Source organism: Stenotrophomonas sp. AN71 (genome assembly GCF_050435725.1).
Classification (GTDB): domain Bacteria; phylum Pseudomonadota; class Gammaproteobacteria; order Xanthomonadales; family Xanthomonadaceae; genus Stenotrophomonas.
In genome coordinates this window covers 19,055-33,230 of record NZ_JBNDKU010000014.1, presented here as the reverse complement: position 1 = coordinate 33,230, position 14,176 = coordinate 19,055, and the positions used below count along the sequence as shown (strand labels likewise).

The window sequence follows — 14,176 nt, the reverse complement described above, 5'->3', positions numbered from 1 at the left end:
TGAAACATCCGCGATTCCTGCTGCCCTGCCCAGGAGTGCTGTATGTCCCGTGCTGTCCCCCCTGCGCTACGCCTTCGCCGTCTGACGGTCTCCCTGTTGCAGGCCCTGGCGGCTGGCCCGCTGCTGGCACTGTGGGGGCCCTCCGCGGCCGCTGCTGGCAGTTGTTCGTCCACGTCGCCAGCCAGCAATACGGCGGTGACCTGTTCCGGTGATGGCGTGCCCGCCGTGGTGGCGGCCGCAGGCAGCACCAATGTCTCGATCAGTCTTGATGCAACGGCCAACGGAAGTTTCGTGCTGGGTACCGACCCGACCCCGTACTCGGTGGACAGTGCGAGCACCATCAGCAACAGCGGCAGCCTGTCGATGAGCGGCAATGGCAGCGGCGTCGCCAACCGTGGTGCGATGCTGCTAGGGATGAACACTGGTAACACCCTCACCAACACTGGCAACGGCGTGATCTCCACCACGGGCGCCTACAACGACGGCATCGCCGCCAACGGCAATGGCAACGTGTTGGTCAACAATGGCAGCATCACGACCACCGGCAACAATTCCTACGGCATGACCGCCGCGTGGGGGCAGAGCAACAGTGGTGCCGCCAACAATACGATCATCAATACCGGCACCGTCACTACGTCGGGCAACAATGCTCGGGCGGCCTCGCTGCTGGGCGGCAATGGCACGATCGACAACAGCGGCACGCTCAACAGCAACGGCCGCAATGCACCGGCCGTGTACATGCAGGGCAACAACAACACGTTGACCAACAGCGGTACCGTTCTGGCCACCGGTCCGACCAATAGCAGCGGCAGTGCCGACGCGGTGGTTTCCAATACCCTGGGACGGGCGTTCACCGCCACGATCACCAACCTCGCCGGTGGCCGCATCATCAGCAGCAATGGCATCGGTGTGCGCTCGACCAATGGCGCCACCACCATCACCAATGCCGGCCTGATCCAGGGGGGTAGCGGCACCGCCATCCAGGGTGGCAACGGCAACGTGACGCTGGTGCTGCAGACCGGTTCGGAGATTGTCGGCGCCGCCAATGGCGGCAACGGCATCAACACGGTGACGTTGCAGGGCACCGGTACGGCTTCCAATGCCTTCAACGGCTTCCAGAGCCTGACCATGGCGGGAGATGCCTGGACCTGGGCCGGAACCGGTAGCTTCGATACCGCGCGGGTGCAGAGCGGCACGTTGGATCTGACCGGTACGCTGGGCATCAGCACCGCGTCGGTGATGGCCACGGTCGATGCCGGCGCGACCCTGCAGGCGAACGCCGGGAACCTGCCGTTGTCGGTCGACGACAACGGCCTGGTCCGTTTCAAGCAGGACAGTGCGGGTACCTATACCGGCACGCTCAGCGGCAGCGGCGCGGTCGAGAAAGCCGGCGCCGGCACGCTGACGTTGGCGCCGGCATCGGGCAACACCTATGCCGGTGGTACCACCCTCAGCCAGGGTGTCCTGTCGGTGGCAGCAGATACGGCGCTGGGCGCTGCCTCAGGCCCGCTGGTGTTCAACGGCGGCACGTTGCAGTTGGGCAGCGCATTCAATCTTGATGCAGCGCGCGCGGTATCGGTCACCGCCAACAACGGTGCCATTGATACCCAGGGCTTCAATTCAACCCTCAGCCAGGGCATCAGCGGTGTGGGGGCCATGACCAAGCTCGGCAGCGGCACGCTTACGCTCAATGGCGTCAACCGCCATGCGGGCGGTACCGACATCGCCGCCGGAACACTGATCCTCGGCAGCAGCAGCAGCGCGGCGGCTTCGCTGAGCGGCGGCGGCCCGGTGCAGGTCGCCGCCGGAGCCACACTGGGCGGCTACGGCAGCGTCACCGGCAACGTCAGCAATGCCGGCACGATCGCGGCGGCCAATGCCGCGCCGGGCCTGGCCGCTGGCAACACCGGCATCTTCAGGATCAACGGCAACCTGGCCAATGCCGGCCTGCTGCAGCTTGCTGGCACGGGCATCGGCAACACGATCACGGTAGCGGGCAACTACGTGGGCCAGAACGCAACCATCGCCCTCAATGCCTATCTTGCCGGCGATGGCGCGCCCTCGGACCGGTTGGTGGTTGACGGTGGCACGGCCAGCGGCCGCAGTGCGTTGAAGGTGACCAACGTGGGCGGGCCGGGTGCAGCGAACATGGTGGACGGGGTGATGGTGGTGCAGGCAGTGAACGGTGCGACGTCCACGGCCGGTGCGTTCGGCCTGTATGCGCCGGTGTCCGCCGGTTCCCATGAGTATTTCCTGTTCAAGGGCGGTGTCAGCCCCGGTACCGGGCACAACTGGTACCTGCGCGCCAACCAGGTGGTGACTCCCACCCCGGACACGTCCACGCCCACCCCGTCCGACGATAGTGGCCTGCCAGGGACCGGTACGCCACCGCCGACACCCGATGCCGAACCGGCCGAGCCGGATGATGACGGCGTGGTGCCGCTGTACCGGGTGGAGACCGCGCTCTACAGCGGCGTGCTGCCGATGCTGCGCGAGGCTTCGCGGGCGAGCCTGGGTACCTTCCACGAACGCCAGGGTGAGCAGCGTCTGCTGTACAGCCAGGGCGCATTGCGCACTGCGTGGGGCCGGCTGGTCGGGCAGAGCAGCGAGATCCATTGGAAGGGCGATGCACGATCGGGTTTCGATGGCGACGTGATGGGCGTGCAGGCGGGTCTGGATGTGTGGGCCATGGACAGCGGCCACCACCGCAATCAGCTGGGCGTGTTCGTCGGCCGTACCCGTGCACAGGGCAAGAGCACCGGTCTGGCGCTGGGCTGGGACAACGTGGAGGTTGGCCAGAGCCGCCTGGATGACAAGCACGTGGGCCTGTACTGGACGCTCACCGGTAGCGAGGGGGGCTATCTCGATGCGGTGGCCATGCAGAGCCGCTACGACGGCCGTGTGCGTTCCTCGCGCGGGCTGGGTTTCGGCATCAAGGGCGATGGCACGACGCTTTCGCTGGAGGCCGGCAAACCGCTGCTGCGGTTCGGCCAGTCCGCCTGGTGGCTGGAGCCGCAGGCGCAGGTGATCTGGCAGCGCATCTCGCTCGATGACCGACGCGATCTGGTGTCGAGCGAGCGCTTTGACAGCGACAACGCCTGGACCGGCCGCATCGGCCTGCGCCTGGCCGGTGATTTCCAACTGGCCGACAACGGCTGGCAGCCGTACTTCAAGCTGAACTACTGGCACGGCCGTTCCGGTGAGGACGGCGTCCGCTTCGACGACGAAGCGATCGTCAGCACGCAGCGCTCGCGCGCGCTGGAGGCGGGCATCGGCGTGGTTGGGCGCTTCAACCGCACCATCAGTGCCTATGCCGTCGCCGATTACACGCGTGAGCTGGGTGGCGACCGCAACGAGAAGCGCCGCATCATCGAAGGCAACATCGGCCTGCGCGCGGACTGGTAGCGCCGTTTCGCTCCGGTTGGGCCCTGCTCTGGTGGGTGCCGACCTTGGTCGGCACGACTCCCACCGACGCCATGACCTTGCTCGGGTAGGTGCCGACCTTGGTCGGCACAGATCCCACCGATGCCATGACCCTCGCCCTGGTAGGTGCCGACCTTGGTCGGCACAACTCCCACCGATGCCATGACCCTGCTCTGGTAGGTGCCGACCTTGGTCGGCACAGATCCCACCGACGCCACGACCTCCGCGCAGCCGAGCGTAGGCTCGGCTCTACAACAACGGCGCGCACGCTTCCGGCTCCACCAACGCCCCGGCATGATCGGCCAACACTACCACCGCATGCAGCAATCCTTCCTCCACCTGCGGCGGACACTGTGCCTGCGCGTCATCCATCTCGCGCGCGGACTGCGCCGCCAACAGCACACCCCCACACGCAGACACCGCCGCCATACAGCGCGTCGCCTCGGCCAACTCCCGACCGCGCGCCTCGCTGAGCTGCCGCTCGCGCCAGCCTGGCCGTCGGCTGCGTGGCTATTCGCAATACCACGCAACGCCGCGAAGAACGCCGATGGCGGAGCGTGTTCATGGGCTTCGGTGAGCGCACCTTCCAACGCTTCGGCTGCGGTCCTGGGCAGCTGCAGGCCGGGCAGTGCAGCACCGAGCAGTGCCTGCAGGCGTGGATAGGTGGGGTAGGGCGTGTTCATGGCGGCAACCTCACGAGGCAAGGCCACCTGCGAAGCGCAAGGTGGCGGGCGGTGCGGGTTGGCGTGCCGGTGAAGCTACCCAAAGGAAACGAAGCCGGCGGATCGGGAGGATCCCCACGCACCGCCCGCCGCAGAACGACAGACGGTGCAGTATTCGAGCCCGCGACATGGCCGCAAGCCCGCCTTTAGGTAGCTTCATTCAGGACGCCAATCCCGGTCGGCGCAGGAAGCGCCGACGGAGGTCACCTTCGCGCCTTGTACGCCGCGATGACATGGGTAAAGTTGCAATGTGGTGACCGCAAGCAAGCCGCGTTGCTGCAACCCGCGACCGGGCCGGATACGACAGTTCGCGCGTGGCGCAAGCGATCATGCCCCGGTTATGCTGCGGCCCTGATTCAACGGCAAGGAAGCGTCGCATGCAGGTTCGCAAGGGAGTGCGTCGCATCGGCGCGCTGATGTTCGTGTTGCTGGCGACCGGCGCCATGGCCGATACCCCAAGCGCGGTCGAGGTGCCCTCGCCGGAGGCCCAGGCCGAGATCCTCAATCTGCTTGAACGCCAGGCGCTGTATCGCGATCGGGTGGACTGGCCCGCCACCCGCGTACGCCTGCAATCGGCGCAGGGTGACCCCGCGCAACGGCTGGCCGTTCTGCGCGAAGCCATTGCGCTCAGCACCGGCCACCATGGTGCGTGGACCACGACCCAGCGTCAGCGCGAATCCCTCGCGCGTACGCAGCAGGCCGGTGCCGCCGCCGTGGACCGGGCCAAGGCCGCTGATGCGGTGGATGCGCGCATCGGCTGGGTGGTCATCGAGGGCTATGCCTCCACGCCGGGCGCGACGCCGCAGGAGAAATTCCGCCAGGACATCCAGCGTGCTGCGCGGTGGCAACAGGTGATCCGCAGCAAGGACGACGGCGCGCGCTGTGGCTGGATCGTCGACCTGCGTGACAACGGCGGCGGCACCATGTGGCCGATGCTGCTGGGCATGGCACCGCTGCTGCGCACCTCGGTGCTGAACAACGAGGACGTCGGCTCGTTCGAAACCGCGCAAGGACCGCAGCGCTGGACGTTGACGGCGACCGCCGTGCAGCTGGCGGGCAAGCCGCTGCTGGACTTCGGCCAGTCCGGCTATGTGCTGCGCCAGCCTGGCGCGCCGGTGGCGGTGCTGTTCGGGCACCGCACCGGCAGTTCGGGCGAGGCCTCGGTGCTGGCGTGGCGTGGCCGCCCGCAGGCGCGGAGTTTCGGCCGGCCGACCGCGGGTCTCTCCACCGGCAATGTCGTGCACACCCTTGCCGATGGCAGTCGCCTGCTGCTGACCACCAGCGTGATGCGGGACCGCAATGAGCGTGGCGATGGCTTGAAGATCGAACCTGACCAGCGCGTCGAGGGTGATGCCGCCACTGTGGCCGCCGCCCAAGCCTGGCTGCTGGCCCAGCCCGCCTGCCAGGGCAACCGGACATGATCCTGATCGGCCAACAGGAACGGGTGCTGATCGTCGGCCCCACCGAAGCGCACCACTGCCTGCGCTGCCAGACGGAAACCGAGTTCGCCCCGCAGCTGCGCTACAAGATGGCGCGCATCGACCTGCTGTTCGGGTTCACCTACCAGCGCCGCTACGAACTGGCCTGTACCCGGTGCGAGCACGGCTGGGTGCTGGATACCGAGACCATGGACCAGCAGCTGGGCGGGGTACCGATCCCGTGGCGGCACCGCTTCGGCCTGCCGTTGATGCTGGTGGGGGTGGCCGGGTTGGCGGTGGCCGGATGGATGTGGCGGCACCTGTATGCCTCCTAGGGAGAGGGCGGGCCGACATGGCCTCAGCAGGTCGTTCCAACGGGCGCCAGCCTCAAGTAGGGCCAAGCAATCACGCTGGCCTAGCCCATGCGCATCGCGGTTCGAATCTGCTCTTGGGTTTGCTCGTGCTGGGCGACCTGCTGTGCCTGCGAAATCTGCTCGGCCTTGGCGAGCGACTGCTCTACGGGTGTATTGACGGCCTCGCTGACCGCGATCGACGCCCGCAGGTGTGCCGGATTGTCGAGCGCTCCCTGCACGACGAACATGCGAGGGCCTGAACCATCGCTGGGAGGATTGCCCAAGACAACATGATCGACGCGTTCCAGGCCGCTGCGCTTGGCCGTTGCAAGCAGGCTGGCCGTCATCCGCTCGCTGGTTTCATCGAAGCTGCGCCCGTGCTTGGCATCCACGGCCGATACACCGTCGCGAATCTGCCGGTAGAGCGCATGGTCGGGGTGGCCTTCCGTTCGGGGATCCAGGCCTGCCTTGTCCAAAGTTGATTCGATGCTTTCCTGCAATGGGCTCTTGGGAGCAAAGCCTGGGTTGCTCAGAGAGGGCGAGCCCTTTTCGGTTGTCTCATGGACCAAACGCTCCCCAGGCTTCAATGCACTTTCTGCGCGCTGCACGGCTTCGGCTTCGCGACGGGCGTACGCTCCGGCTCCCTCGGTGCCACGAAGGTAATTGACCCCGTCGCGCAGGAGTCCAGGGCCGCCACCGACAAGCACAGTCGCCCCCACGCGCAGCTGATGAATATCACTGCGGAAATCTGCAATCCGGCGTAGGTCCCCAGGATCTGTGATCCGGGCCTTGGTGTCGTCCAGTACAGACAACACCGGACCCGTGTCGGTCACGCGGTCCAGGAAATGAACCAATCGATGGGAGTCCCCCAACTGTGCGGCCACCGTAGCGGACATGACATGCCCGCTCTTCATCCCTAGCGATCCGAGCGAGGCGAGGCGCTGGCCCTGCTCAGCGTTGCGCAGAACCTCCAGTTCCTTGGGCAGCGCGTACATCTCGACCTTGCCGTAGTGCGGGCCACCGGCGCTGACCAGGTCACCCGCCATTACATGGTTGGTGAAGGTCGCCGCATTGGCCGGCTGGCCTTCTGGCATGCGGTACGCCAATCCGGCGGCGCCGTAGGGATTGAAGGCGTCGCCAGGGAGGTTGTAGTGGTGCGCGGTGATCTGTGCGAGCGCGCCGCCCAGGGAGTGGCCGGTGACGGATATTTGGCCATATCCGTTTGCTTCAGCCAGCTCGATTGCCTGCCTGGTCAGCGCGAGGGCATCATCAATCTGCACATTGATTCTGGCGGTGACCATCGCCGCGTCGATGCCGCCATCAATCAGAGGCTGGCGATCAAACTCGGTGCCGCGATGGGCGACGATTACTCCTCTGGATTCGAGGTTCTGGTAGATGACGCCTTGGTAGCCGGTGGCGGAGTTCAGGCTGGCCAATACACGATATTCCGTCCCGGCAATGGTAACAATCGCCTTGGGTTCCGGGAGCGGATCCTTGTATACATGATTCGAGAGGGCTGCGTTTGCACCAGGATTCATTGGGCTGTTCCTTCAGTCCGTGTGGAGACTTCGATTGGGAAGTACTCCTTTCGTTTATCTTGAGACATCTTCTCGTACCAAGCCGAAGGCTCGGTAGGCGTCCACTCTGGCGATCCCCCTGAAGTCATGGGGCGTAAGGCGCGATCTACGTAGGTGGTAGAAAGTTTTTCAGTTTCAAGCTTTTTGAATGAGGTCCATGCGGTTGCTTGGATAGGGCGATCATCGATGATGAAGGCGAATGAAGCTTCCACGAGAACGGGTGTCCATGTGCACGGGCCACGACCGTAGTAGTTGGCGACTTCCATCCCGTCCTTGAAAAGGGTGCTGCTGAATTCAGTAGTACTGAGGCGCTGTGCTCGAACCTCAACCTTGTGCTGGTTCGGTTCGTACTGCACTCCCTCGTAGTTGTTGATCGGCGGGAGACAGAGCGGGTCTATTTCATACGTGACGAATACCTTGGGAACAGGGACGTCTACAGGCGCATCATTGACCCGAATGACAATCGGTAGCGCATCCTTGGGTGCAGGATTCTCGCGATAGACCGGGTATGAGCGTTCCTTGTTGCATCCTGAAACGGCCAGTGTGATCAACGCGATCAACGCAACGGGAGTGAGGGGGGGGAAGGGTTTCAGCATGAGTGGTCCATGTCGCTGATTGAGGTACCACGGGGCATGGTTCTCTGCGCGTGAACATACCGGCAGGATTGCCCTGATCGTCGATCGGCTGGACAGGAGGGATGGCCGAGGAAGATGGCGCCATGTTCCGCATTACGGGGCAAATGTGACAAGTTGCGCCCCTCGTGCTGCCAGTTCCCTTGGCCTTCATCCATGCGTACCTGTGGCGCAGGGTCTTGCGAGGTAGCGTTCATCGGCGTTCCATTGCTCTGCGTCATCCGACTATACGACCCGCTCCAGCCGTGCTCCAAGGTCTTGGTCATGCCAGCCTCAACGTTCTTCCAGGATTGAGTGGTGCGGCGCCGGCACACACCCACAAGCGAATCGGACACATTGACGATTTCGTCAAACTATTGAAGCAGGTCTTAACAATTCCCTCGTCGAACGGTTCAGGGGGTAGCAGCGTTCGCAGAATCAGCGGCCGGCCGTATCCTGCCCGCCATGCTTTCCTCCCAAGGCCATCAAGATTTCCGCGCGGCCCCGATTCCCTTTGGCTGGATCCAGACCGGTGAGCGCTGGGCGCTTTGGTACAACGGTCGCCGACGCCCCGCGTGTCCCTGCCAATGCGCTGTCGTGCCTCACCCCAGGCCTGTTAAAGTCTGCCCTGCAATCACGTACCGGAACCGACCATGGACCACGACACCCCGTTCGAACCCCTCAACGACCTCGAGGTGAGCCTGCTGCAGGCCCAGGACGGCACGCTGACCGCATCGCAGTTCCTTGACGGCCTGCTGACCTCGACGGCGTTCGTGCTGCTGGACAAGGCCATCGGTGAAGATGGCGCCTGGGACGAGAGCATCTCCCCGCTGGTGCTGACCAGCGAGAGCGGCGAGCCGATGTTCGCGGTGTTCACCGCGCCCGAGCGCGCCGGCCTGTGGCACGAGCAGTTGCCGCAGTTCGCCCACGCGATGCCGATCGCGGTGCATGCGCTGCTGGCCGGTATCGGCGACGGCGTCGGCCTGGTGCTGAACCCGGGCCTGGACGTGGGCATGGAGATGATTCCCGATGCCGTGGCGCAGCTGAAGCAGCGGGCTGCGGCGATTACCCGGGGCATGGCGCACTGAGATTGATGGCGGAGGAATTGAGCCGTCCTCCCCGCTCCTCGCTGCTAAAGGCGCTGAGGACAGGTAGAAGCGATGAGATTCTTTAATCGATCTCTGCTTGTGTACGAGATTGGACTTCTGGGCGTATTCCTGCTGGTCGCATTCTTCATCACTCGCTTCAATCCGGTGGAGACGCTTCGGCTCGCCGGATGGCTGTTCCTCTTGATGCAACCCATCATGCTGGGCGCGCACGCGGTTGACTGCTTCTCGCGCAAGCGACGTCGCTAGGCCGGTGATCTGGAGGTGCCGGCCAGCGGCCGGCACTACCAGATGCTTCAGCGGGCAGCGGCGATGGCCTTCACCCGCGCCTTGGCCAGCGCCTCACCGATGGCCGGGCCCTTCAGATGGGTGGTATCCAGATCCCGCGCCTGCACTGACAGCGCCGCCTGGTGCAGGCGCTTGAGCGTTTCGCCCTGCGGGTAGTCGGCGTCCTCGAAGCCGAGCCGGCCGCGCTTGTCGGCCTCGCAGCACAGCGCGATGCGCGCCACGCGTTCCGGCCGGCGCAATGCATCGCAGCGGCCCAGCAGTTCCAGCACGGTGGCATCGCGCAGTTCGTCGATGCGGTGCACGTTCAAGTGTTCACGGCAGACCGCTTCGGCCAGCTGCTGGTGCTCGGTGGGAATCTTCAATCGCGCGCACAGCGCCTTCAGCGGCTTGATGCCGCGCTGCTCGTGCATGATGTGGCGCGGCCATTCTTCCGGCGGCGTCAGGCCCTTGCCGAGGTCGTGGGTGAGCGCCGCGAAGCCGACCAGGTCATCACCCGGTGCCAGTCTGGCTGCCATGTCGCTGACCATTTCCTGGTGGATGCCGGTATCGACTTCCGGGTGGAATTCGGCACGCTGCGGCACGCCGTACAGCGCTTCCAGCTCGGGCAGGATCGGGCCCAGTGCATTCGCATCGTGCAGCGTGCGAAGGAACGCTGAAGGCCGCGCACTGACCAGCACCTTGCGCAGCTCCTGCCAGACGCGTTCCGGCACCAGTGCATCCAGTTCGCCACTGGCGGCGATCTCGCGCATCAGGTCCATGGTCTCTGGCGCGACGGTAAAGCCCAGTGGCGCGAAGCGCGCCATGAAGCGTGCCGCGCGCAGCACACGCAGCGGATCTTCGACGAAGGCGGGGCCAACGTGGCGCAGCACGCGCTGTTCCAGGTCGCGCACACCTGCATAGGGATCGACCAGCGTGCCGGTGTCTTCATCACAGGCAATCGCGTTGATGGTGAAGTCGCGGCGTTGCAGGTCGTCTTCCAGCGTCACCGCCGGATCAGCGTCGACCACGAAGCCGCGATAGCCGCGGCCGGATTTGCGCTCGGTGCGCGCCAGTGCGTATTCCTCACCGGTTTCCGGATGCAGGAACACCGGGAAATCGCGGCCCACGGCGGTGTAGCCCTGCGCTTCCATCTGCGCGGGCGTGGCGCCGACCACCACCCAGTCGCGGTCGCCGGCAGGGCGCTGCAGCAGGCGGTCGCGTACGGCGCCGCCGACAAGATAGATCTTCATGGAGGGATGATCGCACGGTGGCGTCGATTGGGCCTGCGTTGCCGCGCCGCGCGCTCGCCGGGCATGGCCCGGCGCTACCGTGCGGGAATCACGGCAGGCCGCGCCACGCCGGCACGAACAGGCCGGCCAAGAACCACAGGCCGTAGACGATCCACAGGCAGAGGAAGTACAGCTTGATCTGCGCCTCATCCCACAGGCTGCCCCAGCTGTCGACGAAGGCCAGCGACTTCCAGCCTTCCATCCAGGCCGCGCCACCCCAGCGCAGTACCCAGGTGGCGAACAGGCTCCAGGCGGCGAATATCCCGATCCAGGCCAGCAGGCTCATCGATTTCCCCGGTAGCGCCGGGCCAAGCCCGGCGGGATACATCGCGGCGCCCGCCGGGCATGGCCCGGCACTTACCGTCATCGGGCGATCAATCGCCGCCCTGGTCGGCGTTGGCGGCGCAGCTGAAGCTCTTGCGCTTGTCCACCAGGCGGCCCATCAGGCGATCGCTCAGCGGCAGTGCGTCACCGTTGAGGCGCCAGTCGTAGATCACGCTGAAGGCCAGCACGCGGGCTACGTACTCGCGCGTTTCCTTGTAGCTGATGGTCTCGATCCACAGGTCCGGGTCGTATCCCGGGCGCTGGCTCTGCCACCGCGCGGTCGGGGTCGGGCCGGCGTTGTAGGCGGCGATGGTCACGTACGGCAGGCCGTCGTACTTGTTCATCAGCTGGCGCAGGTAGGCGGTGCCGATGGCGATGTTGGTGTCCGGGTCGTACAGGCTGTCAGCGCCGCCGTAGCCGGTCAGGCCGATCGACTTGGCGACGCCGGCGCCGGTGGCCGGCAGCACCTGCATCAGGCCCATGGCGTTGGCAGGCGAGCGCGCACGCGGGGTGAATGTGCTCTCGGCACGGATCTCCGCTGCGACCCAGGCCGGGTCGATGGCATTGCGCGCCGATTCGCGACGGATGGTGACGTCGTGGTGCAGCGGGAAGCGCAGATCGTACAGACGCTGTTCCTGCGGCTGCTTGCCGAGCGCGAACACCGCGCGGTCGAACCAGCCGTTGTCCTGCGCCACGCGCACCGCGAGGCGGCGCTGGGTGTCATCGAAGCGCGACAGCGCGCTGTTCCATTCGGCCACGGCCCAGCCGGCACGGTCGATCTGGTACAGCGCCATCGCACGCTGGATGGCCGGGTCGCGCGCGATCACGGACTGGGCCTGTGCGCTGTCGTTCGGCTTCCATGGGCACAGCGTGTAGCCCTGCTGCAGCTTGTCGGCGGCGAGGAAACCGTGGAACGTCGGTGCGCGTGCGGCATCGCGGAACAGTGCCTGGGCCTGCGATGCCTGGCCGGTCTTTTCCAGCATGCGGCCTTCGAAGTAGCGCCAGCGCGGGTCGCTGCGCTGCTTGCTGCCCATCTTGCGAATTGCTGTCAGCGCCGCCGGCCAATCGCCGCGCGACATCGCTTCGCGCACGCGCCATTCGTGCAGGCGTTCGTCATACGCCGACTCCGGCACCGCGTTGAGGCGGCGTGCCGAATCGGGCAGGTACGAGGCCACCGTCCATAGCGCGATCTGGTACAGCACCTGGCCCTGCTGGTCGGCACTCAGGCCCAGCGCCTGCGCGTACCGCGGCAGCTGCTGCTCGGTGGCACCCGGGTCGGCCTTGGCCAGTTTGGCCAGGCCATCGGTGGCGATGCGCCGGCTGCGGTCGTTGCGCGGCCAGTTCAACGCGCTGGCATTGGGGCTGTCGACGAAGGCAGCGTAGGTGTTGGCCAGCGCCAGGTCGGTGGCGGGCAGACCACGCGCGGCGCTTCGCATCACCGCCGGCTGTTGTGCATCGGCGGCGGCATCGATGCGTTCCCAGCGAAGGGCGTCGCTCAGGCCACCCTGGGCCTGCAGCACGGCGAATACCGCGTCGCAGCCATCGGGCAGCGATTTGCCGTTCTTGCGCCACAGGTCCTGCGCTTCGCTGATCCACTGCGGATCGACCTTGCCGGTTGCCTGGCGCGCGGTCAGCTGCGCGCAGCGCAGGCCGGCGTTGTCGGTGGGCGCCCAGTTGGCGAGCAGGGTGGGCCAGTCCTGGCGGCGCGCCAGCGAGGGCAGCCACACGCTGCGGAAGGTCGTAGCTACGGCCTGGCCGTCATAGCGCTTGAGGAAGGCCTGGGCCTGCGCGATGTCGACGGTGTCGATGTTGCGGCGCAGGTTGGCGTACTCCAGCCAGCCATAAGCCGGATGGCGGCTGAGCGCAGCGGCCTGCCCAGGATCGAACTGGCCGCGTTCGGCGGCGGCGATCGCCGCCTTCAGCTGTGTGTTCTGGGCATCGAGGGACTGGGCATTGGCGCAGCCGATCAGCAGCGTGGTGGCCAATGGAAGCAGGGACAGGGCAGTCGAAGTGCGTCGGGTCATGGCGATCAGCATAGCGGGCGGTGGCTGAATTCAGTTTCGCATCGCGTGCACGCAATGCGATGGCAACGACAGCTGAATGAATCCGCGGCGGCCCCTGCCGCAGGCGCCAGCGGACGTCGTAACGTCGGCCTTGGGTGAACGGCCCGGCTGCAGGGAGCGGCACATGGCATTCAGTAGCGCAGGAAGGAGCGGCCCGCTGGCGGACATCAATGTCACGCCATTGGTGGATGTGATGCTGGTGCTGTTGATCATCTTCATCGTGACCGCGCCGATGGTGGCCCGGCCGATTGCCGTGCAGTTGCCACAGGCCACCGATCGACCGATGGATCGCCCCGAGCCGCCGCCGCCGATCGAGCTGCGCCTGGATGCATCGAACCAGCTGAGCTGGGATGGCCAGCCGATGGCCATCGGCGATCTGCAGGCGCGCCTGCACGCGCAGGCCGGCGAGCATGCCGGCAACCTGCCGGAGCTGCGCATCGCCACCGATCCGTCGTCCGAGTACGAAGGCATGGCGCGGGTCCTGGCCGCCGCGGAGGCCACTGGCATGGAGCGCATCGCCTTCGTGCGGTGAGTCCGGCAACAGGCGGCCTGCCATCGGCGGGCCGCCTACTGCGAGGAAACGTGGCATGCGATACGGGACACAGCGCGCGACCTCACTGATTGCCGCCCCCAATCTGGCACCGCTGGTGGATGTGCTGCTGGTGCTGCTGGCACTGGTGATCACCACGCTGCCGATGGCGCAGGCAACCGGTCTCCTGGCGTTCCAGCAGCGCACCTCGTGCCCGCCCTGGCCGGCGTCTTCGCCCCGGCCGATCAACCTGCGCATCGACGCAGCGGGGGCCGTGTTCTGGAATGGCCAGCCGCTGGACGCCGCCGCATTGCAGCAGTACCTGGTGCAGGCGCAACAGATGCCGCAGCAGCATCGCCCCTGGGTGCATCTGGCGACCGCTGCCGACACCGATTACGGCGACACGGCGCGCGTGTTGCTGGCCGTCAGCCAGCACGGGCTGCGCATCGACGCGCCGGGCAACTAGCGCCGGCACCGACAAGCCCCCTTGATGA

Annotated in this window: 12 protein-coding genes; 7 read left to right on the top strand and 5 right to left on the bottom strand. The window is 66.1% G+C overall.

What is annotated here, in order from left to right:
- Positions 1-42 precede the first annotated feature (42 nt).
- The 3 genes from ABH900_RS18250 to ABH900_RS18240 all read left to right on the top strand — a co-directional run bounded on the left by ABH900_RS18250 (position 43) and on the right by ABH900_RS18240 (position 5,898).
- On the top strand, positions 43-3,405 hold the full coding sequence (locus ABH900_RS18250) for an autotransporter domain-containing protein (protein ID WP_429624532.1): 3,363 nt from the start codon (positions 43-45) through the stop codon (positions 3,403-3,405).
- Positions 3,406-4,522: 1,117 nt separating this feature from the next.
- The gene (locus ABH900_RS18245) at positions 4,523-5,566 is read left to right on the top strand and encodes a S41 family peptidase (RefSeq protein WP_429624531.1); all 1,044 of its coding nucleotides are present in this window, start codon (positions 4,523-4,525) and stop codon (positions 5,564-5,566) included.
- Positions 5,563-5,898 (top strand): hypothetical protein, encoded by a 336-nt coding sequence (locus ABH900_RS18240; protein ID WP_429624530.1) that lies wholly within the window; start codon positions 5,563-5,565, stop codon positions 5,896-5,898. Before ABH900_RS18245 ends, ABH900_RS18240 begins: the two co-directional genes overlap by 4 nt.
- 80 nt (positions 5,899-5,978) lie before the next feature.
- On the opposite strand, the gene ABH900_RS18235 is transcribed toward ABH900_RS18240, so the two are convergent.
- Positions 5,979-7,454, bottom strand: coding sequence for an XVIPCD domain-containing protein (locus tag ABH900_RS18235; RefSeq protein ID WP_429624529.1), 1,476 nt, complete (start codon positions 7,452-7,454; stop codon positions 5,979-5,981).
- Positions 7,451-8,089 (bottom strand): hypothetical protein, encoded by a 639-nt coding sequence (locus ABH900_RS18230; protein WP_429624528.1) that lies wholly within the window; start codon positions 8,087-8,089, stop codon positions 7,451-7,453. The genes ABH900_RS18235 and ABH900_RS18230 overlap by 4 nt, the downstream gene beginning before the upstream one ends.
- Positions 8,090-8,757: 668 nt before the next feature.
- Between ABH900_RS18230 and ABH900_RS18225 the strand changes: the two genes are divergently transcribed.
- Both ABH900_RS18225 and ABH900_RS18220 read left to right on the top strand, forming a co-directional pair.
- Positions 8,758-9,192, top strand: a complete 435-nt coding sequence (locus ABH900_RS18225) for an SseB family protein (RefSeq protein WP_429624527.1) — start codon at positions 8,758-8,760, stop codon at positions 9,190-9,192.
- A gap of 72 nt (positions 9,193-9,264) precedes the next feature.
- Positions 9,265-9,459, top strand: coding sequence for a hypothetical protein (locus ABH900_RS18220; RefSeq protein WP_429624526.1), 195 nt, complete (start codon positions 9,265-9,267; stop codon positions 9,457-9,459).
- 47 nt (positions 9,460-9,506) lie between these two features.
- Here the strand turns inward: ABH900_RS18220 and ABH900_RS18215 are convergent, their stop codons facing one another.
- The 3 genes from ABH900_RS18215 to ABH900_RS18205 form a co-directional block, all read right to left on the bottom strand.
- Positions 9,507-10,727 carry a multifunctional CCA addition/repair protein gene (locus ABH900_RS18215; RefSeq protein ID WP_429624525.1) on the bottom strand — a complete coding sequence of 407 codons (1,221 nt, stop codon included), beginning with the start codon at positions 10,725-10,727 and terminating at the stop codon, positions 9,507-9,509.
- An 88-nt stretch (positions 10,728-10,815) separates the two neighbouring features.
- Entirely contained in the window at positions 10,816-11,052 is a 237-nt protein-coding gene (locus tag ABH900_RS18210) for a hypothetical protein (protein ID WP_429624524.1), read from the bottom strand.
- An 88-nt stretch (positions 11,053-11,140) separates the two neighbouring features.
- Positions 11,141-13,126, bottom strand: coding sequence for a transglycosylase SLT domain-containing protein (locus tag ABH900_RS18205; RefSeq protein WP_429624523.1), 1,986 nt, complete (start codon positions 13,124-13,126; stop codon positions 11,141-11,143).
- Positions 13,127-13,277: 151 nt separating this feature from the next.
- Between ABH900_RS18205 and ABH900_RS18200 the strand changes: the two genes are divergently transcribed.
- Together ABH900_RS18200 and ABH900_RS18195 are read left to right on the top strand one after the other, a co-directional pair.
- Entirely contained in the window at positions 13,278-13,685 is a 408-nt protein-coding gene (locus ABH900_RS18200; RefSeq protein ID WP_429624522.1) for an ExbD/TolR family protein, read from the top strand.
- A 55-nt stretch (positions 13,686-13,740) separates the two neighbouring features.
- Entirely contained in the window at positions 13,741-14,148 is a 408-nt protein-coding gene (locus ABH900_RS18195) for an ExbD/TolR family protein (RefSeq protein ID WP_429624521.1), read from the top strand.
- Positions 14,149-14,176: the final 28 nt, after the last annotated feature.

What these genes read in the sequence shown, in the direction of transcription:
- ABH900_RS18230 (WP_429624528.1), bottom strand. Translation starts at nt 8,089, where the DNA reads ATGCTGAAACCCTTCCCCCCCCTCACTCCCGTTGCGTTGATCGCGTTG.
- ABH900_RS18250 (WP_429624532.1), top strand. Translation starts at nt 43, where the DNA reads ATGTCCCGTGCTGTCCCCCCTGCGCTACGCCTTCGCCGTCTGACGGTC.
- ABH900_RS18200 (WP_429624522.1), top strand. Translation starts at nt 13,278, where the DNA reads ATGGCATTCAGTAGCGCAGGAAGGAGCGGCCCGCTGGCGGACATCAAT.
- ABH900_RS18205 (WP_429624523.1), bottom strand. Translation starts at nt 13,126, where the DNA reads ATGCTGATCGCCATGACCCGACGCACTTCGACTGCCCTGTCCCTGCTT.
- ABH900_RS18245 (WP_429624531.1), top strand. Translation starts at nt 4,523, where the DNA reads ATGCAGGTTCGCAAGGGAGTGCGTCGCATCGGCGCGCTGATGTTCGTG.
- ABH900_RS18235 (WP_429624529.1), bottom strand. Translation starts at nt 7,454, where the DNA reads ATGAATCCTGGTGCAAACGCAGCCCTCTCGAATCATGTATACAAGGAT.
- ABH900_RS18215 (WP_429624525.1), bottom strand. Translation starts at nt 10,727, where the DNA reads ATGAAGATCTATCTTGTCGGCGGCGCCGTACGCGACCGCCTGCTGCAG.
- ABH900_RS18220 (WP_429624526.1), top strand. Translation starts at nt 9,265, where the DNA reads ATGAGATTCTTTAATCGATCTCTGCTTGTGTACGAGATTGGACTTCTG.
- ABH900_RS18240 (WP_429624530.1), top strand. Translation starts at nt 5,563, where the DNA reads ATGATCCTGATCGGCCAACAGGAACGGGTGCTGATCGTCGGCCCCACC.
- ABH900_RS18210 (WP_429624524.1), bottom strand. Translation starts at nt 11,052, where the DNA reads ATGAGCCTGCTGGCCTGGATCGGGATATTCGCCGCCTGGAGCCTGTTC.
- ABH900_RS18225 (WP_429624527.1), top strand. Translation starts at nt 8,758, where the DNA reads ATGGACCACGACACCCCGTTCGAACCCCTCAACGACCTCGAGGTGAGC.
- ABH900_RS18195 (WP_429624521.1), top strand. Translation starts at nt 13,741, where the DNA reads ATGCGATACGGGACACAGCGCGCGACCTCACTGATTGCCGCCCCCAAT.